At 65.2% G+C, this 22,538-nt stretch carries 16 protein-coding genes; 15 read left to right on the forward strand and 1 reads right to left on the reverse strand.

Features of this window, described 5'->3' with window-relative positions; all coding sequences use genetic code 11:
• Positions 1-3 precede the first annotated feature (3 nt).
• Both prsR and prsT read left to right on the forward strand, forming a co-directional pair.
• Positions 4-1,350 (forward strand): PEP-CTERM-box response regulator transcription factor, encoded by a 1,347-nt coding sequence (gene prsR, locus G332_RS0104320; protein ID WP_026340589.1) that lies wholly within the window; start codon positions 4-6, stop codon positions 1,348-1,350.
• Positions 1,347-4,136: an XrtA/PEP-CTERM system TPR-repeat protein PrsT gene (prsT, locus tag G332_RS0104325; RefSeq protein WP_019625769.1), complete on the forward strand. Its 2,790-nt coding sequence runs from the start codon at positions 1,347-1,349 to the stop codon at positions 4,134-4,136. The genes prsR and prsT overlap by 4 nt, the downstream gene beginning before the upstream one ends.
• A 258-nt stretch (positions 4,137-4,394) precedes the next feature.
• Here the strand turns inward: prsT and G332_RS0104330 are convergent, their stop codons facing one another.
• On the reverse strand, positions 4,395-4,973 hold the full coding sequence (locus G332_RS0104330; protein WP_019625770.1) for a PilZ domain-containing protein: 579 nt from the start codon (positions 4,971-4,973) through the stop codon (positions 4,395-4,397).
• 606 nt (positions 4,974-5,579) lie between these two features.
• Between G332_RS0104330 and G332_RS0104335 the strand changes: the two genes are divergently transcribed.
• The 13 genes from G332_RS0104335 to G332_RS0104395 all read left to right on the forward strand — a co-directional run bounded on the left by G332_RS0104335 (position 5,580) and on the right by G332_RS0104395 (position 22,495).
• Complete coding sequence (locus tag G332_RS0104335) at positions 5,580-7,130, forward strand: XrtA system polysaccharide chain length determinant (RefSeq protein WP_019625771.1); 1,551 nt, start codon at positions 5,580-5,582, stop codon at positions 7,128-7,130.
• Positions 7,131-7,230: 100 nt separating this feature from the next.
• Positions 7,231-8,103 carry an XrtA-associated tyrosine autokinase gene (locus G332_RS0104340; RefSeq protein ID WP_019625772.1) on the forward strand — a complete coding sequence of 291 codons (873 nt, stop codon included), beginning with the start codon at positions 7,231-7,233 and terminating at the stop codon, positions 8,101-8,103.
• A gap of 127 nt (positions 8,104-8,230) precedes the next feature.
• Positions 8,231-9,694: a TIGR03016 family PEP-CTERM system-associated outer membrane protein gene (locus tag G332_RS0104345; protein ID WP_051080532.1), complete on the forward strand. Its 1,464-nt coding sequence runs from the start codon at positions 8,231-8,233 to the stop codon at positions 9,692-9,694.
• Positions 9,695-9,697: 3 nt separating this feature from the next.
• Positions 9,698-10,801: an XrtA/PEP-CTERM system-associated ATPase gene (locus G332_RS0104350; RefSeq protein WP_019625774.1), complete on the forward strand. Its 1,104-nt coding sequence runs from the start codon at positions 9,698-9,700 to the stop codon at positions 10,799-10,801.
• 16 nt (positions 10,802-10,817) lie between these two features.
• The gene (locus G332_RS0104355) at positions 10,818-11,726 is read left to right on the forward strand and encodes an XrtA system polysaccharide deacetylase (RefSeq protein ID WP_026340591.1); all 909 of its coding nucleotides are present in this window, start codon (positions 10,818-10,820) and stop codon (positions 11,724-11,726) included.
• A 22-nt stretch (positions 11,727-11,748) separates the two neighbouring features.
• Positions 11,749-12,786, forward strand: coding sequence for a FemAB family XrtA/PEP-CTERM system-associated protein (locus tag G332_RS0104360; RefSeq protein ID WP_019625776.1), 1,038 nt, complete (start codon positions 11,749-11,751; stop codon positions 12,784-12,786).
• A gap of 13 nt (positions 12,787-12,799) precedes the next feature.
• Positions 12,800-14,032 (forward strand): TIGR03087 family PEP-CTERM/XrtA system glycosyltransferase, encoded by a 1,233-nt coding sequence (locus G332_RS0104365; RefSeq protein ID WP_019625777.1) that lies wholly within the window; start codon positions 12,800-12,802, stop codon positions 14,030-14,032.
• Positions 14,029-15,588, forward strand: a complete 1,560-nt coding sequence (gene xrtA / locus G332_RS0104370) for an exosortase A (protein WP_019625778.1) — start codon at positions 14,029-14,031, stop codon at positions 15,586-15,588. The genes G332_RS0104365 and xrtA overlap by 4 nt, the downstream gene beginning before the upstream one ends.
• A 59-nt stretch (positions 15,589-15,647) precedes the next feature.
• Positions 15,648-16,781, forward strand: a complete 1,134-nt coding sequence (locus G332_RS12645; protein WP_019625779.1) for a TIGR03088 family PEP-CTERM/XrtA system glycosyltransferase — start codon at positions 15,648-15,650, stop codon at positions 16,779-16,781.
• A 2-nt stretch (positions 16,782-16,783) separates the two neighbouring features.
• Positions 16,784-18,694, forward strand: coding sequence for an XrtA/PEP-CTERM system amidotransferase (locus G332_RS0104380; RefSeq protein WP_026340594.1), 1,911 nt, complete (start codon positions 16,784-16,786; stop codon positions 18,692-18,694).
• Positions 18,695-18,783: 89 nt separating this feature from the next.
• On the forward strand, positions 18,784-20,097 hold the full coding sequence (locus G332_RS0104385) for a hypothetical protein (RefSeq protein WP_019625781.1): 1,314 nt from the start codon (positions 18,784-18,786) through the stop codon (positions 20,095-20,097).
• Positions 20,094-21,296 carry a glycosyltransferase family 4 protein gene (locus G332_RS0104390; protein ID WP_019625782.1) on the forward strand — a complete coding sequence of 401 codons (1,203 nt, stop codon included), beginning with the start codon at positions 20,094-20,096 and terminating at the stop codon, positions 21,294-21,296. Before G332_RS0104385 ends, G332_RS0104390 begins: the two co-directional genes overlap by 4 nt.
• Positions 21,293-22,495: a glycosyltransferase gene (locus tag G332_RS0104395; protein ID WP_019625783.1), complete on the forward strand. Its 1,203-nt coding sequence runs from the start codon at positions 21,293-21,295 to the stop codon at positions 22,493-22,495. Before G332_RS0104390 ends, G332_RS0104395 begins: the two co-directional genes overlap by 4 nt.
• The last annotated feature ends 43 nt before the right edge of the window (positions 22,496-22,538 follow it).

The raw sequence follows: 22,538 nt of genomic DNA on the forward strand, positions 1-22,538 counted from the left end.
TCGTTGCCGAAGTTGCTGATTGTGGAAGATGACGATGGCCTGCGTAGCCAGCTTCGGTGGTGCTTCGATGGCTATGAAGTCCTTGAGGCGAGCGACCGCGCGGGTGCCATGACCCAGGTGCGCCGGCATGAGCCCGGAGTGGTCACGCTGGACCTGGGGCTGCCCCCGGACCCGGCCAATGCCTCCGAGGGGCTGCAGCTGCTGGAAGAGATCCTGGCCGAGGCGCCCGCGACGAAAGTGGTGGTTGTGACGGGCAACGATGATCGTGCGAACGCCCTGAAAGCGGTGTCGCTGGGTGCTTATGACTTCTACATCAAGCCGGTGGAGTCCGACCTCCTGCGGCTGATCGTGGATCGTGCGTCACAGCTTTACGAGCTGGAAGCGGAAAATCGGGCGCTGGCGCGGAATTCCCAAAGCCCGCTGTCCGGTCTGATCACCGCGGACCCCGGCATGCTCGAAGTCTGCCGCATGGTGGAACGTGTCGCGCCCTCGGATGCCACGGTGCTGCTGCTTGGCAGCAGTGGTACTGGCAAAGAGGTGCTGGCGCGGGCCCTGCACGATCTGAGTGATCGTGCAGGGGAGCGTTTCGTGGCGATCAATTGTGCGGCGATCCCCGAAAACCTGCTGGAGAGCGAGCTGTTCGGCTACGAGAAGGGTGCCTTTACGGGCGCGACTCGTCAGACCATTGGCAAGATCGAACACGCCAACAACGGGACGCTGTTTCTGGACGAGATTGGGGATCTCCCGCAGAGCCTGCAGGCCAAGTTGTTGCGGTTTCTGCAGGAGCGCAAGGTTGAGCGCCTGGGCGGGCGCGCGGAGATTCCGGTCAATGTGCGTATTATCGGGGCGACCAACCAGAATCTGGAGGCCCTGATCCGCGAGGGCAGCTTCCGCGAAGACCTTTTCTATCGAATCAGCGAGATCAGTATTTCGATCCCCGAGCTCAAGGAGCGCCAGGGTGACGCGAGTCTGATTGCGCACGCGCTCCTGGACCGTTTCTCGCGCGAGCAGAAGAAATCCTATCGCGGCTTCACGCGTGACGCGACCGACGCCATTGAACGCTACAACTGGCCCGGCAACGTGCGCGAGATGGAAAACGTGGTGCGCCGGGCCGTGATCATGGGAGACGGGCCGCTGATCACCTCGCGCGACCTGGGGCTTGACCACCTGAGCGAAGAGGCGCCATCCCCGCGTCTGCGCGAGATTCGCGACAATGCCGAACGCGAGGCGATTCTGCGCGCCATGGCACGTTGTAACCAGAACATCGCTCAGGCTGCCGATCTCCTCGGCGTGACGCGGCCAACGTTATACAGTCTGCTCGACAAACTCGGATTGAGGGACGCAAGATGACCGGCAAGATCCTGAAACAGATGACTGGCGGCGCCATCCCCCGCTTTGGATTGACTGTATTCGCGGTGCTCGCGCTTCTGATGGCCAGCGGGTGCGACAGCTTCGGCAGTGCCAGCGAGGCGGAGTACCTCGAGCGCGCCGAGCAGCGTATGGAAAGTGCCGATTACGCAGCGGCCATTATTGAATACCGCAATGCCCTGCGTCTGGAGAGTCGCACCAGTACCCGTGCCGCCCTGGGGCAGGCCTATTTGGCCGATGGTCAGTATGATGCTGCGGCCTCGCACCTGGAGCGCGCATTCAGCGCCTCCGAGTCGCAAGATCTGCTGCTGCCGTTGTCGCACGCCCTGTTTCAGCTCGATCGCTTCGCCGATCTTGCGGAGTTGCCGCACCCCGAAGGTCTGGAGGCGAAGAAGGCAGCCGAGGTCTTCGGGCATCAGGCGATCGCGCATATCCGTTTGGGCCAGATGGAAGAGGCGCGGGAGGCGCTGCAGGCTGCCCGCGATCGTGATCCGGAGCTCGCCTTGCTTCACCTTGGGGAGGCCTACCTGGCGCTCGACGATGCGGACATCGACGCGGCTAGCGATGCCGCGGGTCGCGCGCTCGAACGGGATGGCGACCTCGCGCCCGCCTGGGCCCTGGTTGGCGACCTGGCGCACCGGGGCGGTGACCCGGACGCGGCCCTGGATGCCTATGATCGGGCGCTTGAGCGGCGTCCGTACCAGATTGCCGAGCGTCTCAAGCGTGGGCTGACCCATCTGGAACAAGGCCGCTATGAAGAGGCAGCGGCCGATGCGCAGTTCCTGCGCCAGGGGGCGCCGGATCATCCTGGTGGCCACTTCCTCCGGGGGCTGGTGCATTTCCAGCAGGAGGAGCTGTCGGAGGCGCAGCCTTACTTCGAGGAGGCATTGTCCCGCAGCCGCAATTACCGGCCTGCCATGCCTTACCTCGCTGCGATCCTGCTGCACAATGGCAATCTCGCGCAGGCCGAGCACCATCTCGAGCGCCACTCCGCCTCCGGCCCGGATACGGCCATGACGTACCGGCTCTGGGGGCGCCTGGAAATGCAACGGGGTGATCCGGAGGCCGCGCGCAGCCGTCTCGAACAGGCGCTCGAGCGCCACCCGGAAATGACGCCGGCGCTAGGCGACATGCTGGCGGGTCTTTATCTTGAGTCCGAGAACCCGGATCGGGGTGTCGAGTTCCTGCGTACTGCGCACAACGAGGGGCAGGGTTCACCGACCATGCGTCGCATGCTGGCACGGGCGCTGCTGGAGCGCGGCGAGGAGGACGAGGCGCATGAGCTGATGGCCGCAGAGCCGGAGCAGGATCAGGTCGCCTGGGCCATGAGTCATATCGCCAACAGTCGCTACGCAGAGGCGCTTGAAGTGGCGCGGGCGATGATTGCCGATGATCGCCAGAACGTGCAGGGCTACAACATCAAGGGCGCCGCCTTGCTGGGGCTCAACCGAATTGAAGAAGGCCGTCTGGCCTTTCAGGAGGGGGCTCAGGCCAATCCGGAGAGTGTCTCCATCGCCATGAATCTCGGTGCGCTGGAAGTGCGTCTGGGCAACCTCGACGCCGCCCGCGAAGTGTTCGAGGATCTGCAGGAGATGTCGCCCGGACACGCGGCTTCGGCGATGCAGCTGGCAAGCATGGCTACGGCCGATGGCGATCACGAGGCGGCCCTGCGCTGGCTCGAGGGTGCGATGCAGCACCATCCGGAGGAGGTCGAGCCCGCGTTGATGCTGACGCGCCTGCCTCTGACCGAGGATCGTGCTCCCGTGGTGCTCGCGCTTCTGGAGGAGGCGCTGGAAAACCATCCGGAGCAGCCCGAGCTCCTCTCGACCATCGCCCATGTGCACGAGGCGCTGGGCCAGCACGCCGAGGCCCTTCCACCCCTGGAGCGGCTGGCGGATGTGAGCCCGGACGATGCAGATGTACAGTTTGCGCTGGCGCGTGTGCGTGCAGCAACCGGCGATGAGCCCGGTTCGACTGCTGCCTTGCGGCGGGTCCTGGAGCTGGACAGTTCGCATGTGACCGCGCGTCATGCGCTGACCCATCATCTGGCGGCTGCAGGTGAAGTCGATGCGGCGCGGGAGGTGTTCGCCCCCCTGCTGGACACGCACGGCGAGGAGCCCGGCGTGATCGCTCGCGATGCCTGGCTGCTTGCCCGTGAGGACGAGCACGCGGCCGCCGTGGCGCGTTACACCGAGGCGCTGGAACAGGAAAGCTCGCGCCAATGGGTCGTCGAGCGCCACCAGTCGCGTCTGCAGGCCGGGCTGGGGGACGAAGCACTCCGCGACCTCGAACAATGGCTCGATGACAATCCGCAAGATCTCGGCGTTCGTCATCTGCTCGGGTCCGCCCAGCTGGGGCTTGACCGGGAGGATGCGGCACGGGAGACGTATCGCGCCATCCTGGCGCAACAGTCGGAGGACGTGGTCGCGCTGAACAACCTCGCCTGGCTGTTGCGCAAGGAAGAAACTGAAGAGGCGCTGGGTTATGCCGAGCGCGCGCGGGACCTGGCCCCCGAAGAGCCGGCGATCCTCGACACGCTGGGTGTCGTGCTTCTTTACAGTGACGACCCGGAGGCTGCCCGTGACGTACTGGAAAGCGCCTACAGCGATGCTGCGACCACGCCCGGTATTGGCTATAACCTCGCCCGGGCGCTAGTCGCCACCGGTGACGAGGAGGCCGCCCGCGACGTCCTCGATGCGGTCCTGAGCGCGGGTGACAGCTTTGCCGAGCGTGAGGATGCCTCCGCGTTGCGAGCGGAACTCGACTGACAGGCGGAAGGCTGGTCAGCCAAACCCTCTGGCGGGCCCGCGTGCGGCGCGGCCCGCTTCCTTTCCGGGGTAAAGCGAACGGGGTTGCGCGGGTCGGCTGGTCAGCCCTCCGGCGAGGCCCTGATTAACCGAGCCGCTCACTCCGGTAGCGCGAGATTTCCGAAACCGGGCGCTGCGCGCCGTCGGTCGTGATATTGCGGGTCGATTCCCGCGGCAGGTCGCGGTACCGGAGAAAATGCGGAGAAATCACCGTTATCTTCAGGAAGTGCCCGCGAATTGCAGGCCAGCGCGATCGTGCTTGCTGAACACCACGACGGCTTCGCGAATCTGATCTTCCGGCACGCAGATGTGAATGGCCGATCCAGGCGCAGGAGGGTTGGCTCCGCCCAATGTTGCGATGCGGGCCCCGCCTTTGGACAGATCGATCAGTCGGCAGCGGATCGTCGCGTCCTCGACCCAGGCCTGGGTCAGTTTGTCCACCCACTGGCGAGGCCAGCGGCGACGTTCGTTCTTGCCAACCGAGTCCTGCGGGGAGGAAGCAGTATCGCCTTGCCGAGCATACTGCCAGGCGAAGGCTGCGCTCCAGTGTCCCTGTTCGGCGGATGTAGCGTAGATCTGGGCCTGGGCCTTGTCGCAAATGGGGGGCGTCCCCAGGTGTTCGATCACCGCTGCGACGAAACGCGAGGCGATCGAATCGTATTCTTCCTGGGTTGGCAGGTCCTGGTAGAGCTGGGCATGGATCTCGTTCAGGACTTCCAGCCGCCCTTCCCAGTCGCGGTCGACCAGGGTTGGCAGCCAGAACTCCGCGAGTTCCTGGGCGAGTTCGTTGTGGTTCATGCCTTGCTCACTCCCCCTTTAAACGGATTTTGACGCTTGATATTCGAAGCAATATCCGGGCCATGCAGAACAAGTCTCTGCCGAAGGGCAGCGATGATCAACGCCTGTACTCACGTTGAGGCTGAAGGCTTTTCGAGGTCGGGGGTGTTGCGCAACGGGTAGTGGCTTTGCCCGCAAGCCTGGCGGTATCGCATCCGGCGGGGTGGTTCGAAATCCTTTAATATATTGACAATTCAGATGGTTCTGGTTTCTTTCGGGCGCTTCCATGCGGCGCGTTGGGTGCGGGGCCGCCGCGCGGCAGTCACCGCGTATTCGACCGCACGCAAGACTGGTTCGAGCGCAGGCGTCTGCATTCGATCCGTTTTTTCGGGCCGGCTCATGGCGACGGGGCGTCTCCCGGGACACGCACAACTAACGGTCAGTCTGTAAACATTCCCGACATTTGTGGACAGAATCATGGAAACGCTTTTCAATGGGCCACATCGTTGTGGCACCGTCTTACGATAGGGTGCGAAACTGACGAACGGCCGGTTCCCGGCGGCCTTTGGACGCCGGGGCTGGAGCATTAATGCCGCATAAGCGCGGTTAGCGGGAACTTCGGGCAGTATGGAAAAGATCGTTCAAGACCTTCTGCAGCATGCGCGCGCGACCTGGCGCCGGCGCTGGTGGATTCTGCCGGTCGCATGGCTGGTCTGCCTGGGCGGCTGGGCCTACGTGCACAGTTTGCCGGATGTGTACGAGTCCGAATCCCGGGTGTTTGTGAATACTCAGTCGGTGCTCGACCCGCTCCTGCGCGGGATGACGGTGCGGCCAGATACCGAACAAAGTCTTCGCATGATCACCAGCACCCTGCTCAGTCGCGACAACCTGGAACAGATCGCGCGTGACAGTGACCTGGACGTGCTTACGGGCATCTCCGATCTGGATGAGCACGTAGAGAAACTTCGCGCCGGGCTCAACCTTGCGGGTGGGCAGCGGAACAATATCTACCGCATCAGTTTCCGTCACCACAATCCGGACGTCGCACACCATGTAGTGCGCGAGACCGTGAACCTGTTCATGGAGCGCGGAATGGGCGATTCCCGCCTGGACATCACCACCTCGCAGCAGTTCATTGAGCGTCAGATGGAAGGGTACGAAAGCCAGCTGCAGGAGCAGGAAGCCAAAATCGAGCAATTCAAGCGTGACAACGCGCGTTTCCTTAGTGGTGACGGGAATTTCTACAGTCGGCTGGAGCGTGCGCGAGAGCGCCTGAGCCAGACGCAGCTGCAGGAGCGCGAAGCCCTGAGCCGTTTGCAGATCTTGGAGCGGCGCGCGGCAGAGGCTTCGGGGCCGGAGGCTGTCGCCCGTTACCAGAACCCGGAGCTGGATCGGCGGATCAACGACCTGCAGGAACGGATCGACACCATGCGCCAACAGTTTACCGACGACCACCCGGATGTTGTCTCGGCGCGGCGCATCCTCGGTGAGCTGGAAGAACGGCGCGAACGCGAGGCCGAAGCATTTGCCGAGAACCCGCAGGCTCTTGAGGGTGTGGGTGCCAGTACGACGGACCCTTTGCAGCACGCCATTACCGAGACTGAAAGCGAGCTCGCATCGTTACGGACCCGCATCCAGGATTTCGAGGAGCGAGTGGCGACACTGGAACGGGATGTCGACCGTGCCCCGGCGGTGGAATCCGAATTGACCGCGCTCACGCGTAACTACGACGTACTGCGCGACTCCTACCGTCAGCTTCAGAACCGTCGCGAGCAGGTGGTGATGTCGGGTGAGGTCGAAAGGCAGACCGACTCGGTGGATTTCCGCGTGCTGGAGCCGCCGCGTCGCCCGATGGAGCCGGCCTCGCCCGATCGGCCCTTGCTGGCCACGGGGGTGTTGCTGCTGGGGCTGGGTGCCGGTACCGGCTTTGCGTTCCTGCTTTCGCAGATGCGGCGGACGGTCGGTGACAGCCGCCAGTTGGCCGAGATCACCGGGCGGCCGGTTCTGGGTACGGTCTCCCGCGTGCGAACGCCCGTACAGACCCGCCGCCGCTTTTCCGAGCTATTGTTCTTCACGATGGGGATTGGCAGTCTGCTCGTCGTCTTCGCCACAGTGATGGCCCTGTATCTGACGGGTTCGGCCTACATCCTGGATGAATTGATCAGGCTGCTGCGATGAGCTTGCATTCACCCAAGCATCTTCCGCTGCCAGGGTCGGTCGCCACGCCTCGCCCCGCATGCCGAAGCGGCCAGCCGCGTGCAACCAAGGGAAGTGCCGCATGAGTATCATCGAGAAAGCCCTCGACAAAAATCGTTCAAGGCAACCTGCTCCCGGGGTCGAACAGCCCGTGGCGGCCGCTCCGGGCCCGGAGCCCGAGTCGGCCCGTTCGCAGGAGGTGGCGATCAATTTCGGCTGGTTGCGCAAGCAGGGGATTGTCGTTCCCGGGGAGCATCGCTCGGCGGCGGCGGAAGAGTTCCGCATGATGAAACGGCCGCTGTTGAACAATGCGTTTGGCCGGCATACGGCCATGCAGGTCCCCAAGGGCCGGATGATCATGGTCACCAGCGCGCTCCCCAACGAGGGCAAGACCTTCACCACGACCAACCTCGCACTGAGCATTGCGATGGAGGTGGATCGCACGGTGCTGGTGGTCGATGCCGATGTCGCCCGTCCCGCGATCCCTCGCACCCTCGGTTTCGAGGCCGATCTTGGGTTGATGGACGTGCTGACGGATCCGGACATCGAGATCCCGGACGTCCTGCTGCGCACCAACATCGACGGGCTTAGTGTGCTGCCGGCGGGGCGGCCGCATGGACGGTCGACCGAAATCCTGGCCAGTGATGCCATGTTGCAGCTGCTCGATGACCTGTATGCGCGCTACGACGATCGCGTGATCCTGTTCGATTCCCCGCCGTTGCTGGCCACCAGCGAGCCGGGGGTGCTGGCCCATCATATGGGGCAGGTGGTGATGGTGGTGGACGCGGATAGCACGCCCGCCGCTTCGGTGGAGCGTGCCATGGAGCAGCTGCAATCCTGCGATGTGGTGCTTTCCATGTTGAATCGTGCCGCCCCCATGCCCGGATTGGGCTATGCAGGCGGGTATTATTACGGGGGGCGAGAGCATGAGAGGGATGCGCGTGAAAAGGCCTGACAAGTTCCACCCGGCGGGGCTTCGTCGGAAGCGGACACCGGGACTGCGCTGGCCATTGGCGGCCACGCTGAGTCTGGTCGCAGGTCCCGCTCTGGCGAGTGAATCGACCCCGGAACGAGAGCCTGCTCTGGCAACCGAGCCGGCGGCGCTAAGCGAGCCGACTCGGGTCGGTTACTTCGGCCTGGCCAGTGGCTGGGAGATCACCCCGCGCGTCACTGCCTCCGCGGAGCTTACCGACAACGCCACCCTTGCACCCCGAGGCCAGGCGAGCTCGGATCTCATTCTTTCCGTGCGCCCCGGTATATCGCTGCGCCAGCAGGGCCCGAGCATGGAAACACGGGTCGATTACTCCCTCAATGCCCGGCGCTTTGTCAGCACCTCGCGCGAGGACCGTACGACGCACTTCCTGCGCGCCAGTAATGATTGGGAGATCGTGCCCAATACGTTCTTCCTGCAGACGCGCGCGAGTCGGACGGAGGATGCCGCCTCCCTGCTGGGGCCCGTCGGGATCGGATCGAGCACGCCGCGCGCCAACCTGCAGGAGTCCACGCGCTACAGCATTTCGCCGCTATTGCGAACGCGCTTTGGCAGCTTCGCCAATCAGCAAATTCGCTATACCTATGATGAAATCCGCTACCACCGCAGCCAGCGCCCCAACAACGACTCGCACCGTGTCGAATATACGCTGGACAGCGGAGCGGCGTTTAATCGCCCCTTCTGGCAGTTGGCCGCATTCTACGAGCAGGAGAACTTCGAGGACGGACTGGAAGGCGAGTTCGGGGAAGTCAGCGCCACCCTCGGCTATCGCTTCGGGCGTTCCCTGCGTCTGTTCGGCACCGCAGGTCGCGAATTCAACGACTTTGCCACGACCCGTGAAGATGACGATGGCAGCTTCTGGGAAGTCGGGGCCGGATGGGCGCCTACCCGTGTCACCAGTATTGATGCGCGCTACGGCGATCGCTTCTTTGGCAAGACCCGTGCGCTTTCGGTGGAACATCGCAGCCGCCGATCGACCTACCGCCTGAGTTATAACGAGGGCATCGGTTCTACCCGCCAGCGCCGGGGTGCGCAATTCGATGCCCTGGCGGACGAGCTGGGTACGACGGTCGATGACTTGTTCGATCAGTTCACGCTGGACGAGATCGCCTTTTTGCTGGCGGTTTCGGGCCTGACCGAAGAGGCCCTGGTCGAGGACTTTTTCTTTAGCCAGTCCTTGCGTGGTGCCTGGCGCTACAACACCGGACGCAGTGTCTTCGGCGTGACGGCCTTCCGTACCCAGCGCGAGTCGGAAACCCGCAGCGGTCTGGGGCTGTTCCAGGACAACAACCGTCGTACGGGTGTGAATGCCTCCTGGGATTGGCAATACGGTCCCCTCACCACGCTCGATCTGTCCGCGGGTTATACCCGAACGCAATTCCTGGGCAGTGACCGCGAGGACGATCGCTGGAACCTGCGGATCGGGTTTGCGCAGGAGCTGTCGCCGGACCTTCGCTTCAGGCTGGTGTACCGCCATCAGCGCCGGGATTCCGACAGCGCTGCGAACGAATTCCGTGAAAACTCCATCATCGCGACTCTGACCAAGGAATTCTGAGGGATGTACGAGGAATTCTACGGCCTGGCAGCGCGACCGTTCGCGCTCAGCCCGGACCCGCGTTTCTATTACGCGAGCAAGGGCCACAGCCGTGCCATGGCGTATCTCGAATACGGGGTGCAGATGGAGGAGGGCTTCATCGTCATCACCGGTGAGGTCGGAGCGGGCAAGACCACACTGGTGCGTGGCCTGTTCCAGATGCTGGACGACAAGCCGCTGGTCGCTGCACAGCTGGTGAGCACCCAGCTGGACGCGCAGGATCTGCTGCGTTCCGTCTGCCTGGCCTTCGGGCTTGATGACGCCCCCAATCACAAGGCTGGCCAGTTGCGGCGCCTGGAGACATTCCTGAAGGACATCCGCGCCCGAGGTCAGCGCGCCTTGCTGGTGGTGGACGAAGCGCAGAATCTCGGGTCGGACGCGGTCGAGGAGCTGCGCATGTTGTCCAACTTCCAGGGCATCGACGGGCCGCTACTGCAGAGCTTTCTCCTGGGCCAGCCGGAGTTTCGGAGCGTGCTCCAGAGCGAGAACATGCAGCAGTTGCGCCAGCGGGTCATCGCGACCTACCACCTGGGGCCGATGGATGCAGATGATACCCGGGCCTACGTCGAGCACCGTTTGCATCGGGTTGGCTGGGGGGAACGGCCGGACTTCGCCGACGATATCTGGGAACGCATCCATCAGTACACTGGCGGGATCCCGCGCAAGGTCAACACCTTTTGTGATCGTCTGCTCCTGATGGGCTACATGGAAGAACGCACCCACTTGGATGCGGCGCATGCGCAGGTGGTCATCGACGAGATCGAGGCCGACCTCGGAGACGATACCCGGCAGTCGCCGACCGCCGCCACAGCCCATGTCGACCCCGGGCAGACTTCGTCGTCAGACGCCGCGGTGGCCAGCATCGCGGCGGAGGCGAGCGATGCCGCGGTCGAAAGTCGCCTGGCGCTGATGCGTGTCGAACAGGACGTCGAGGCCCTGCACGAGCGCCTGCAGCGGATCGAACGCAATATCTCGATCAACTTCCGGTTGAATCAGGAGCTCCTGGCGACCGTGCGCGAACAGTTCGACCTGGAGCAGTCGTCCGAATCCGGGATGGGGGAGCGCTAGGCGCGGCAGGCTGATGATGCATCCCGATGCCCAACCGGTAACGCATGCCCTGACCGTGGATGTAGAAGACTACTTCCAGGTCTCGGCGCTCGCGCCCCAGATCCCCCGCGACTCATGGGAGACCCGCGAGTGTCGGATCGAGCGCAACATCGACCGTATCCTGGATCTGTTCGAGCGCCGCGGCGCCAAGGCCACCTTCTTTACGCTGGGCTGGATTGCGGAGCGTTATCCGCATGTTGTGCGCCGCATCGTCGCGGCGGGCCACGAATTGGCCAGTCACGGCTATGGCCATGAGCGTGTGACCGATCTGAGCCCGAAGGCCTTTCGGGAAGACGTGACCCGGGCCCGTGGTCAGCTGGAGGACCTGGCGGGTGTTGCCATTCGCGGGTATCGGGCCCCCAGCTTCTCCATCGGGGCGGGCAACCTGTGGGCGCTGGAGGTCCTGGCGGAGACAGGTCACGAGTACAGTTCCAGCATTTACCCGGTACGGCATGACCATTACGGGATGCCGGATGCGCCGCGCGAGCCTCATCGCCCGCTGCCAGGCGGCATCCTGGAACTGCCGCCGGCGACGCTGCGGGTGGCGGGGCGCAATCTGCCGGCTGCCGGTGGCGGGTATTTCCGTCTGCTTCCTTATGCACTGTCGCGCCGGGCGCTTCGGCGCATTGAACGGGTGGATGCCATTCCGGCGGTGTTCTACTTTCACCCCTGGGAGATCGACCCGCTCCAGCCCCGCATCGCCGGCATTACGGCCAAGTCGCGGTTCCGCCATTACGTGAACCTGCATCGTATGGAGGCACGCCTGGAGCGTCTGCTGCAGGACTTCCGCTGGCAGCGGATGGATCAGGTGTTTGCCAAAGCGCTTGCCCCGCAGGCCGGAGACGCTGGACGGCCGGAGGATCGCGCCGGTGTATCCGTCGCCTGAGGAACAAGGGGCGAGCCCGCAAGTGGATGCCAGCAGCCTGCAGGTGCGCAGCCTTACCGCTGTCGATCACGCACGCTGGGATGCCTTTGTCGAGCAGCGCCCCGAGGCAACCTTCTTCCACCGTGCGGGCTGGGCGACGGTCATGCAGCGCGCGTTCGGGCATGCGGTGCACTTTCTGCTGGCGGAGGCCGACGGCGCGATTCGGGGTGTATTGCCGCTGGTGCATGTGCGGTCGCGCCTGTTCGGAGATTCCCTCGCGTCCATCCCGTTCGGGGTCTACGGTGGCATTCTGGCCGACTCCCCCGCGGCCTTCGCGGCGCTGGATCGTGCGGCTTGCGCGCTCGCGGAGGAATTGCGGGTCGACTATCTCGAGTACCGCAATCTGGAGCCCCGGCACCCCGAATGGCCGACCAAGGACCTTTACGTGACCTTCCGCAAGGCATTGGCGCCGGAAGTCGAAGCCAACATGAACGCGATCCCGCGGAAGCAGCGGCGCATGGTCCGCAAGGGCATCAAGGCCGGTCTGACCAGTACGTTCGATCCCGACCTGGAGCGTTTCTACCCGATTTTCGCGGCCAATGTGCGGCGCCTGGGTACACCGGTGTTCAGTCGACGCTACTTCGAGACGTTGCGGGAGGTCTTTGGCGACGACTGTCGCGTCCTGACCGCGATGCACGGGGACCAGCCGGTGGCCAGCGTAGTGACCTTCTATTTTCGCGATGAGGTCCTGCCTTATTACGGCGCCGGGACGCCGGAGGCGCGCCAGGTCGCTGGCTATGATTTTCTCTACTGGGAATTGATGCGCCGTGCCTGCGAGGATGGTTGCCGGGTGTTCGACTTCGGCCGCAGCAAGCTCGATACCGGATCGTACAGCTTCAAGAAGAACTGGGGTTTTGAGCCCCAACCCCTGTATTACGAGTACCACCTGGTGCGCGCCGACGCGATGCCGAATGTGAATCCGCTCAACCCCAAATACCGCTATTTCATCGCCGCCTGGAAGCGCCTGCCACTGCCGGTTGCCAACTGGCTCGGCCCCAGGCTCTCGCGCTCTCTGGGGTGATACAGGCCCTTCAATGGATGATCTTCTCTATCTGGTGCATCGGATCCCATGGCCGCCGAACAAGGGCGACAAGATCCGTTCATACCACATCCTGCGCTACCTGGCGCAGCATTATCGCGTGCATCTGGGGACGTTCATCGACGACCCGGCCGATGCGGCGTATCTGCCCGAGCTCGAACGCATCTGCGCGACGGTCTGTGCCCGACCGCTGCCGCGGCGGCGTGCCCAGTTGCGCGCGTTGACCGGCTTCCTGACGGGCCAGGCGCTGACTGTCCCGTGGTATCGCGATCGAGTGCTGGAGCGCTGGGTCCGCGCAACCGTGAGCCGGCATGCAGTCACCCGCACCGTGGCCTTCTCCTCGGCCATGGCCCAGTATCTGCCGGCGGGCGAGGATCAAACCCGCGTGGTGGATTTCGTCGATGTCGACTCCGACAAGTGGACCCAGTACGCTCCGACACGGCGCTGGCCGATGAGCGCGGTCTATCGCCGCGAAGGGCGCCGCCTGCTCGCATACGAGCGTCAGGTGGCAGGGGAAAGCGACGTCAGCCTGTTCGTATCGCCGTCCGAGGCCGAAACCTTTCGTCACCAGGCGCCGGGTGTGGCCGACCGGGTCCACGCATTGAACAATGGCGTGGATCACACCTACTTCGCCCCGGAGCATGTGCCCGAATTCAACCCGTATCCCGCTGGCAGCCGGGTCATCGTCTTCAGCGGCGTCATGGATTACTGGCCCAATGTGGATGCGGTGGTCTGGTTTACCCGCGAGGTGTTGCCGCTGGTGCGCGCGGAGGTCCCGAACGCCCGGTTCGCGATCGTGGGCAGCCGCCCGACACCGGCCGTCTCGGAACTGGCGCGCCTGCCCGGCGTCTCGGTGACCGGTTTCGTCGAGGACATGCGCACCTGGATCGGTCACGCCGACCTGGCAGTTGCGCCCCTGCGCATCGCGCGGGGCGTGCAGAACAAGGTGCTGGAGGCGATGGCCCTGGCGCGCCCCGTGGTGGCCTCGCCCCAGGCCCTGGAGGGGCTCACGGTCAAGCGCGAATCCGAGGTGCTCGAGGCTCAAACGGACCCGCACCACTTTGCCCGGGCGGTGTTGCGCGCCCTCGCCGAGGGTCCCGGCGAGCGCGGTCAACGTGCTCGCCAGCGCGTGGAGCGTGACTATGACTGGGCACGCAACCTTGCGCGTCTGGACGATTATTTGCAGCCTGCCGCCTCTGCGGCGGCGTCTGACGGGAAACTGGCATGAATGGTGTAACGGCGATCCGGGGCATGCTCCCCGCGCGTAACTGGTGGTGGCCCCTGGCCGCCCTGGTCCTGTTGCTGGCTGCGACCCTGGTGCTGTTCCAGACGAGCTATCTGTCCATGGTCGAAACCTGGAGCCGGTCCGAGACCTTCACGCACGGATTCCTCATTGCACCGATCGCCCTGTTCCTCGTCTGGCTCAAGCGGGGAGAACTGGTGGCGCTTGCCCCGGAACCCAACCAGCTCGCCCTGATTCCCCTGGCCCTGCTGGGTCTGGCGTGGGTCATGGCGGAACTGGTGGATGTCACCTCCGTGCGCCAGTTCGCGGCTACGTTGATGATCCCGGCGCTGGTCTGGCTGACGCTGGGTACGGCGGTTGTGAGGGTGCTGCAGTTTCCTCTGGCCTATCTGCTGTTCGCGGTGCCATTTGGCAATTTCCTTGTGGAGCCCCTGATGGACTTCACGGCCGACTTCACCGTCTATGCGGTCCAGCTGACGGGCATCCCCATCTATCGCGACGGCTTGCAGTTCGAGCTACCGACCGGGAGTTGGTCGGTGGTGGAGGCCTGTTCGGGCGTGCGCTACCTGATTGCATCGGTCGCGCTGGGTACGTTGTACGCCTACATCATGTACCGCAGCCTGTGGCGCCGCCTGGTCTTTGTCTCGCTGGCCATCCTGGTGCCGATTCTCGCCAATGGCCTGCGCGCCTACATGATCGTGATGATCGGCCATTTGAGCGGAATGGAGTATGCCGCGGGCGTCGATCATCTCATCTACGGCTGGATTTTCTTCGGTCTGGTGATCTTCCTGATGTTCTGGATTGGCACGTTGTGGCGTGAGGATGACCCGCCCGCACCGGATCATGCCGACCCGAATGCACCGGTGCCGGCGACTTCCTCCCCGCGATTGGGCCGACTGGCTCGGGCGACCCTGCTGGGGGTGCTGGTTGTCGCGGCCGCTCCGGCGTACAGCGAATGGATGAACCAGCGCGACCTCGGCCAGGTGGCGGGCCTGGGGGATGGTGCTTTTGCCGTGGGTGAATGGCAGTCTCCGGCAGACGAGACGCTCGAGGACTGGCGGCCCGGCTATCACTATGCCCGGGCCGAACGGGGTGGCTGGGTGTCCCGGACCTCGGCAGAGGGCGTCGCCGTAGGTGCTCACGTCGCGTACTACCGCCAGCAGCATCGCTACGGCAGCATGGTCGGCTGGGACAATACCCTGGCCGGGCGTGATCGCTCGGACTGGTCGCAGCGCCGTCTGGGATCGCTGACCCTGGACGACGGTGTTCGGGTCGAACGTTTCCGGTTGCGGGGTCCGGGTCGCGAGTTGCTGGTGTGGCGTCTGTACTGGGTCGGTGGTGCGCTTACGACCAGCCCCCATGAGGTCAAGGTGCGCGAGGCCCTGCAGCGACTGCTGGGCGGGCGCGACGATGCCGCCTTGCTGGTCTTTTACGCCGAACATGATGGCAATCCCGATCGCGTCGAGACGGAGTTGCGCCGTTACGCCGAGCGGACGTTGCCAACCCTGCGCGAGCATCTGGACCAGGTGTACACGCAGTGACCGCTGCGTCTTCCGCTTCGGTTTACGCCGTGCGGGACGGGCAGGATTCCCGGCCTCTGGTGGCACACATCGTGTATCGCCTGGATGTGGGCGGCTTGGAGAACATCCTGATCGAACTGGTTCGCAACCTGCCACGTGATCGGTTTCGGCACGTCATCATTTGTATCGCGGACTACACGGATTTCAGCGTGCGGCTGCCGGAGGATGTCTCCATCCATGCCCTGCACAAGTCACCGGGGCTGGGGTTGGGGATGTTCCTGCGTTTGTGGCGGTTGTTACGGCAGCTGCGGCCGGATGTCGTACACAGCTCCAACCTGGCGGCGCTGGAGTGTCAGCCCGTGGCGGCCCTGAGTGGCGTGCCGGCGCGCGTCCACGCCGAACATGGCTGGGATATGGCGGACCTTGACGGCACGAACCCCAAATATCGGCATTTGCGGCGCTGGTTAAGCCCCTGGGTGCATCGGCATGTCACGGTGTCGGCGCATCTCGCTCGTTATTTGACCGACAGCGCCGGGATCCCGCCGACGCGCGTCCGGCATATCGTGAACGGTGTGGATACTGAACGCTTCCACCCCACGGAGACGACAGCGCCGGCCGCAGGCCCCACTTTCGTGATTGGTACCGTGGGGCGTATGGCACCGGTCAAGGACCAGGCGACCCTGGTGACGGCATTCGCGCGGTTGTGCGAATGTCTGCCCGCAGGGGCGCCCGAGCTGCGGCTGGTGTTGCTGGGCGCAGGCCCGGAGTCGGACCGCTTGCGCGAACAGGTCCGGGCGCTGGGGATCGCGGACCGTACCTGGATGCCGGGAAATCGCAGCGACATGCCGGAACAATTGCGGGCCATCGACCTGTTCGTATTGCCGTCGCTGGCCGAAGGCATCCCCGTGACCGTACTCGAGGCGATGGCCTCGGGGCTCCCCGTTGTGGCGTCGAACGTGGGCGGGCTGCCTGAACTCGTGGAGGATGGCATCACCGGCACGCTCGTCGAGCCGGGCGATGCGGAGGCCCTGGCCCGGGTGCTGGCGGACTACGCCGGCGATCGCGAGCGGGTCCGGCGCGAGGGCCTTGCCGCACGCGAGCGCGCGGTCCGGACCTTTGGCCTGGCGCGCATGGTCGATGCCTATGCCGGGCTTTATCAGGAATTGCTGGGGTATCCGATGCCCGAGCGTGATCCTGCCCGCCGGAGTCACTAGCCATGTGCGGATTAGCCGGTATTCTCGCACCCCATGCCAGTGCTACGCCCGATCGCGGATTGTTGCAGCGCATGAATGCTGTGCAGTCCCATCGGGGGCCGGACGAAGCGGGTAGCCACCTGGAGCCGGGCGTCGCCCTGGCGCACCGGCGCCTTTCGATCATTGATCTTGCCGGAGGACAGCAGCCGCTTGCCAATGCGGCCGGTACGGTCGTGACGGTTTATAACGGCGAGATCTACAACTTTCCCGAGCTGGCGCAGGAGCTGCGTGCACGCGGCTACGCCTTTCGCACTCATTGCGATACCGAGGTGATCGTCCACGCCTGGGAGGAATGGGGCGAGGCCTGTGTGGAACGTTTCCGCGGCATGTTCGCCTTTGCGGTATGGGACCGTCGCCAGCAGACCCTCTTCCTGGCGCGCGATCGTCTCGGTATCAAGCCGCTGCACTATGCCCGCCTGCCGGACGGGCGCTGGTTGTTCGCCTCCGAGATCAAGTCGCTGCTTGTCTGCCCGGAACTGTCGCGTGACCTGGACCCGGCCGCAGTCGAGGATTACTTCGCCTTTGGTTATGTCCCCGACCCGCGCAGTATCTTCCGTCACGTGCACAAACTGCCGCCCGGGCACACCCTGACGCTGCAGCCCGGACAGCGCGAAGTCCGTCCCCGTGCCTACTGGGACGTGCACTTCGGGGATGCCCGCGCGCTGACGGCGGACAGCGCAACCGACGAGTTGCGCGCCCGTCTCACCGAAGCGGTGGAGATGCGTATGGTGTCCGAGGTGCCACTGGGTGCCTTCCTGTCCGGTGGGGTAGATTCGAGCGCGGTGGTGGCCACCATGAGCGGGCTGTCGGATGCCCCGGTCAATGCCTGCTCGATCGGCTTCGGTGATCCGCGTTTCAACGAGAGCGATCATGCCCGTGCCGTCGCCGAGCGTTTCGGTGCCCGCCATTTTCTGGATCAGGTAGACGCCGATCGCCTGCGTCTGATTGACCCCCTGGCCTGCATCTACGATGAGCCGTTTGCCGACAGCTCGGCGCTGCCCACCTACGAGCTCTCGCGCCTGACCCGGCAGCACGTCACGGTCGCCCTGTCGGGTGATGGCGGGGACGAGACCCTGGCGGGTTACCGGCGCTATCGCGGTTTTCGCCAGGAAGAACACCTGCGTGCACGCCTGCCGGGCGGGCTGCGGCGCCCGCTTTTTGGCGCGCTGGCGGCGCTATACCCCAAGGCGGACTGGGCCCCGCGGCCGCTGCGTGCCAAGGCGACCTTCCAGGCCCTGGCACGTGACGCGGTCGAGGGCTACCTGCGCAGTGTGGCGGTGGTCGACGACGCCAGCCGGGCGCGACTGTTCAGCCACCGCATGCGCACCGATCTGCAGGGCTATCATGCCCGCGAGGTCCTGCAGACGCATGCGCAAAACGCCGCGCAGGAGGAACCGCTGGATTTCGTCCAGTACCTCGACATGAAGACCTGGTTGCCGGGCGATATCCTCACGAAGGTCGATCGCGCCAGCATGGCCCACGGCCTGGAGGTGCGCGTACCGCTACTGGACCATCATTTTGTCGAGTGGGCCGCCCGGGTTCCGGCGGATCTGCGGCTGCACCGGGGAGAGGGCAAGTATCTGCTCAAGCGCGCGTTCGAGCCGGACCTCCCGCACGAGGTGCTGTACCGCCGCAAGCAGGGGTTCGTGATGCCCATCGCCGACTGGTTCCGGGGCCCGCTGGCGGATTCCCTGCGCGATGCGGTGTGCGGAGAACGTCTGGCCGACTCGGGCTGGTTCGACCCCGACCGCCTGGCCCGTCTCGTCGCCGAGCATCAGTCGGCGCGTTCCGACCATTCGCGTACGCTCTGGGCGCTGATGATGTTCGAGTCGTTCCTGCGCCAGCGCGTTGACGTGGCCGCCACGGATATCTGACCCCCCCCATGCCGAAGCCTGCCTCCGCAACCCGCGCGTCCGCTGTTTCCGCAGCCCCGCTCCTGCCGCAGCCGGACTGGCCGTTGCGCATGCCGCAATGGCTGGCGGGGCGGGTATTCTGGCCGTTACACGAGCGCCTGCGCGGGCGCGAGACGGCCGCGCATCTGCGGGCCCTGCAGCAGCGCGAACGTGCCGGGGCCGCGGATCTTCGGCAATACCATCAGGCCCGGCTGGATGCCTTGCTGGCGCATTGCGCGGCGCATGTTCCCTGGTATCGCGAGGCGCTGGCGGGGCGGGTTCCCGATCTGGAGGCCTTTCCAGTCCTCGAGCGCGACACGGTGCGCGCGCGCGGCCGCGAGCTGCTGGCCGACAACGCTGCCGGTCCGCTGCTGCCCTCCAGCACGGGTGGCTCCACCGGACGCCCACTGGTGTTCTGGAGTGATCGCATCAAGGAAGCGCGCCACAATGCCCAGAAGCTGCGCTTTCGCGGCTGGTTCGGTATCCGGCCGGGCGATCGTCAGGTGGATTTCTGGGGTTCTCCGATCGAGCTCGACAAGGCCTCGCGCCTGCGTGTGATCAAGGATCGCTACTTCCTCAACCAGGTGGTGCTCTCGGCCCATGATCTGACCGCCGAACGCCTGCAGGCCTACGCGGCCTTCCTCGGGCGCTTCCGGCCGCGGCTGGTGTACGGTTATCCTACGGTGATCGTGCGTGTGGCGCAGACCCTGCGCGAGCATCCGCAGCTCGCCCGCGGCTGGCGGCCGCAGGCCGTGGTGTGTACCTCCGAGATGCTCTACCCCCAGGTGCGCGCTACCATCGCCGAGATCCTGCAATGCCCGGTCGCCAACGAATACGGCTCGCGTGATGCCGGCCTTATCGCGCACGAATGCCCGCATGGCCGCCTGCACATCGCTAGTGAACATGTGCACGTGGAGGTCGACCAGCCGGACGCGGATGGCATCGGCGATCTGCTTGTCACCAACCTTGACGGGTATGCCATGCCGTTCGTGCGCTATCGCGTGGGCGACCGCGGCCGGCTGGGTACGGCCGGTACCTGCCCCTGCGGCTCGTCGTTGCCGACACTCGATCGCCTGGAAGGGCGGCGCAATGACTTCCTGGTGGGTGCCGAGGGCCGGCGGGTCCATGGCTCGGCCGCCAACTACGTGATGCGCGAGTTGCCGCAGGTGGCCCAGTACCGCCTGGTGCAGCGTGCGGACCTCTCTCTCGATATCGAGGTGATCGCCAACGGGGCCTGGGGCGATGCGCAGACTCGCACGGTCACCGCAGGGATGCACCGTATTCTGCATGCCGAGGTCCCGGTACGTCTGCAGCTGGTGGACCACATCGCGCCGTCGCCGTCGGGCAAGTATCGCTGGGTCGAAAGCGAGGCGCTGGATACATGAAGATCCTCTACCACCACCGCACGCGGGGCGAGGACGCCCAGGGCATCCATATCCGGGCCCTTTGCACGGCCTTCCGCGAGCTGGGCCACGAGGTGCACATGGTGGCGCCGCTGCAGCGCCGGGCCGAGGCCAGCCCCGCTGCGACACCTGCCGGCGCCGATGCCGACGACAGGGACGCAAGGCCCACGTTGAAGGGTGTGCCCATCCCGTTCTGGTTCTACGAACTGTTATCACTGGCCTACAACGGCCCGGCATTCGTGCTGTTGTTGTGGGCGGTACTGCGCCACCGGCCGGCGTTCATCTACGAGCGCTACAGTCTGTTCAGTTTTGCCGGGCGTCTGGTGGCCTGGCTGACGCGGCGCCCCCTGGTGCTGGAGGTGAACGCCCCGCTCAGCCTCGAGCTGCAGACGCACGGGGATCTGGTATTGCGGCGGCTGGCGCAGCGCATCGAAGACTGGCTCTGCCGCCGTGCCACGCGAACCATCGTGGTCACCCAGGCCATGGCGGATATCTTTGCCGCGCGCGGCGTCCCGCGTGAGCGCCTGATGGTAATGCCCAACGGTGTGGACGGGGCCCGCTTCAACCCGCAGGTGGACGGTCATTCCGTGCGTCAGCGCTACGTGCCTGCGCAGGCACGCGTGGTGGGTTTTGTCGGGTGGATTCGGCCCTGGCACGGCGTGGACGGACTGATCCACGCCTGCGCGGCGCTGGCACCGGCATATCCCGATCTGCACCTGCTCATCGTGGGAGACGGTCCCGCTCTTCCCGGGCTGCGGAAGCTGGCGGCGGATCTGGACCTTGTCGAACGCATCCACTTCACCGGCGCGGTGGAGCGCGATGCTATCCCGGCCCACATTGCCGCACTGGATATCGCCGTGCAGCCGGATGTCACCGACTATGCCTCCCCCATCAAGCTGTTCGAATACCTGGCACTGGGCCGCGCCGTGGTCGCGCCGGACAAGCCCAACATCCGCGAAGTCGTGGATCATGACCGCAGTGCCCTGCTGTTCCCCGCGCGCGACTGGGACGCCCTGGCCGAACGCCTGAGCAACCTGCTGGCGGACGATGCGGCCCGGATCCGGCTGGGCCGCCGGGCCGCGGCGCTGGTGGAGGAGGGTGGCTATACCTGGCAGGCGAATGCGCGCCACGTGATCGCCAGTGTCTGCCCGTCGGATGCAACGGCACGGGATACGGCATGAAGCTTCTCGTTCTGTCGCGGGTGTTCCCGAATGCTGTGCAGCCCACCTACGGGCTGTTCGTGCGCGAGCGCATGTTCCGCGTTGCTCAGCACATCCCGCTGGTTGTGGTGGCCCCGGTCGCCTGGTTTCCCGGCCAGGGGCTGATCCGCCGCTTCTGGAATCCGCACTACCGGCCTCCGGTGCCGTACCACGAGGTACAGGACGGGGTCGACGTCTATCACCCTCGGTTCCTTTGCATCCCCGGCATTATGAAGTGGACCGACGGTCCGTTTCTCGCCGTCAGCCTGCTGCGGCTGGTGCGGCGGCTCAAACGGGAGCAGGGTGTGACCGGCATCGATGCCCACTTCATCTACCCGGACGGGGTCGCCGCCTGGTTGCTCGGGCGCTGGCTGGGTCTGACCCATACCATCACCCTGCGCGGGACGATCCTGCGCATATCGCGCACCCGGCTGGAGCGCCGTATGTCCGCTCGTGCCATGCACGCCGCCGCCCGCGTGTTCTCCGTTTCCGGCGACCTGCGGCGCATCGCCCTGGGCATGGGCGTGCGGGAAGACCAGGTGCAGGTGATGCCCAATGGCATCAACCTGGACTACTTCCACCCCGAGGACCGGACGACCTGCCGCCAGGACCTCGGCCTTCCGGTGGTTGCCAGGGTCCTGATCACTGTCGGCGGGCTCAACGAGCGCAAGGGCTTCCACCGTGTGATCGAACAACTGCCGGCGTTGTTACGACGTTTCCCCGACCTCCATTACCTCTGCGTCGGTGGGGGCGGGCCGGATGGTAATGGCCAGGCCTGGCTCGAAGGCCTGGCGCGGGAACAGGGCGTACAGGACCGCGTGCACTTCACCGGCGCCGCGCCACCCGACCGCCTGCGGTTCTACTACTCCGCAGCCGATGTCTTCGTGCTGGCCACCCGCTTCGAGGGTTGGGCCAACGTCTTCCTGGAGGCCGCTGCCTGCGGCCTGCCTACGGTCACCACGCGGGTTGGCGGCAACCCGGAGGTCATCCACTCGGACTGGCTGGGCCGTCTGGTCGAACTCGGGGACGGGGAGGCACTGCGCGAGGCCATTACGGATGCGCTGGAGACCGACTGGGACCACGACGCCATCCGGGACTACGCCCGCGACAACCGCTGGGAGGCACGCATCCCGGTCCTCGTCGAGGCGTTGAACGCGGCCCACCGCCAGCCTGCCCGGTGATGCAGGCATCCATGTTCCCGGGGCAATAGCGAGAGGCCATCCA

The sequence above is a fragment of the Thioalkalivibrio sp. ALJT genome, assembly GCF_000381825.1.
Classification (GTDB): Bacteria; Pseudomonadota; Gammaproteobacteria; order Ectothiorhodospirales; family Ectothiorhodospiraceae; genus Thioalkalivibrio.

What these genes read in the sequence shown, in the direction of transcription:
- G332_RS0104390 (WP_019625782.1), top strand. Translation starts at nt 20,094, where the DNA reads ATGAAGATCCTCTACCACCACCGCACGCGGGGCGAGGACGCCCAGGGC.
- G332_RS0104355 (WP_026340591.1), top strand. Translation starts at nt 10,818, where the DNA reads ATGCATCCCGATGCCCAACCGGTAACGCATGCCCTGACCGTGGATGTA.
- G332_RS0104350 (WP_019625774.1), top strand. Translation starts at nt 9,698, where the DNA reads ATGTACGAGGAATTCTACGGCCTGGCAGCGCGACCGTTCGCGCTCAGC.
- G332_RS0104340 (WP_019625772.1), top strand. Translation starts at nt 7,231, where the DNA reads ATGAGTATCATCGAGAAAGCCCTCGACAAAAATCGTTCAAGGCAACCT.
- G332_RS0104330 (WP_019625770.1), bottom strand. Translation starts at nt 4,973, where the DNA reads ATGAACCACAACGAACTCGCCCAGGAACTCGCGGAGTTCTGGCTGCCA.
- G332_RS0104335 (WP_019625771.1), top strand. Translation starts at nt 5,580, where the DNA reads ATGGAAAAGATCGTTCAAGACCTTCTGCAGCATGCGCGCGCGACCTGG.
- xrtA (WP_019625778.1), top strand. Translation starts at nt 14,029, where the DNA reads ATGAATGGTGTAACGGCGATCCGGGGCATGCTCCCCGCGCGTAACTGG.
- prsT (WP_019625769.1), top strand. Translation starts at nt 1,347, where the DNA reads ATGACCGGCAAGATCCTGAAACAGATGACTGGCGGCGCCATCCCCCGC.
- G332_RS0104365 (WP_019625777.1), top strand. Translation starts at nt 12,800, where the DNA reads ATGGATGATCTTCTCTATCTGGTGCATCGGATCCCATGGCCGCCGAAC.
- G332_RS0104395 (WP_019625783.1), top strand. Translation starts at nt 21,293, where the DNA reads ATGAAGCTTCTCGTTCTGTCGCGGGTGTTCCCGAATGCTGTGCAGCCC.
- G332_RS0104380 (WP_026340594.1), top strand. Translation starts at nt 16,784, where the DNA reads ATGTGCGGATTAGCCGGTATTCTCGCACCCCATGCCAGTGCTACGCCC.
- G332_RS0104385 (WP_019625781.1), top strand. Translation starts at nt 18,784, where the DNA reads ATGCCGCAATGGCTGGCGGGGCGGGTATTCTGGCCGTTACACGAGCGC.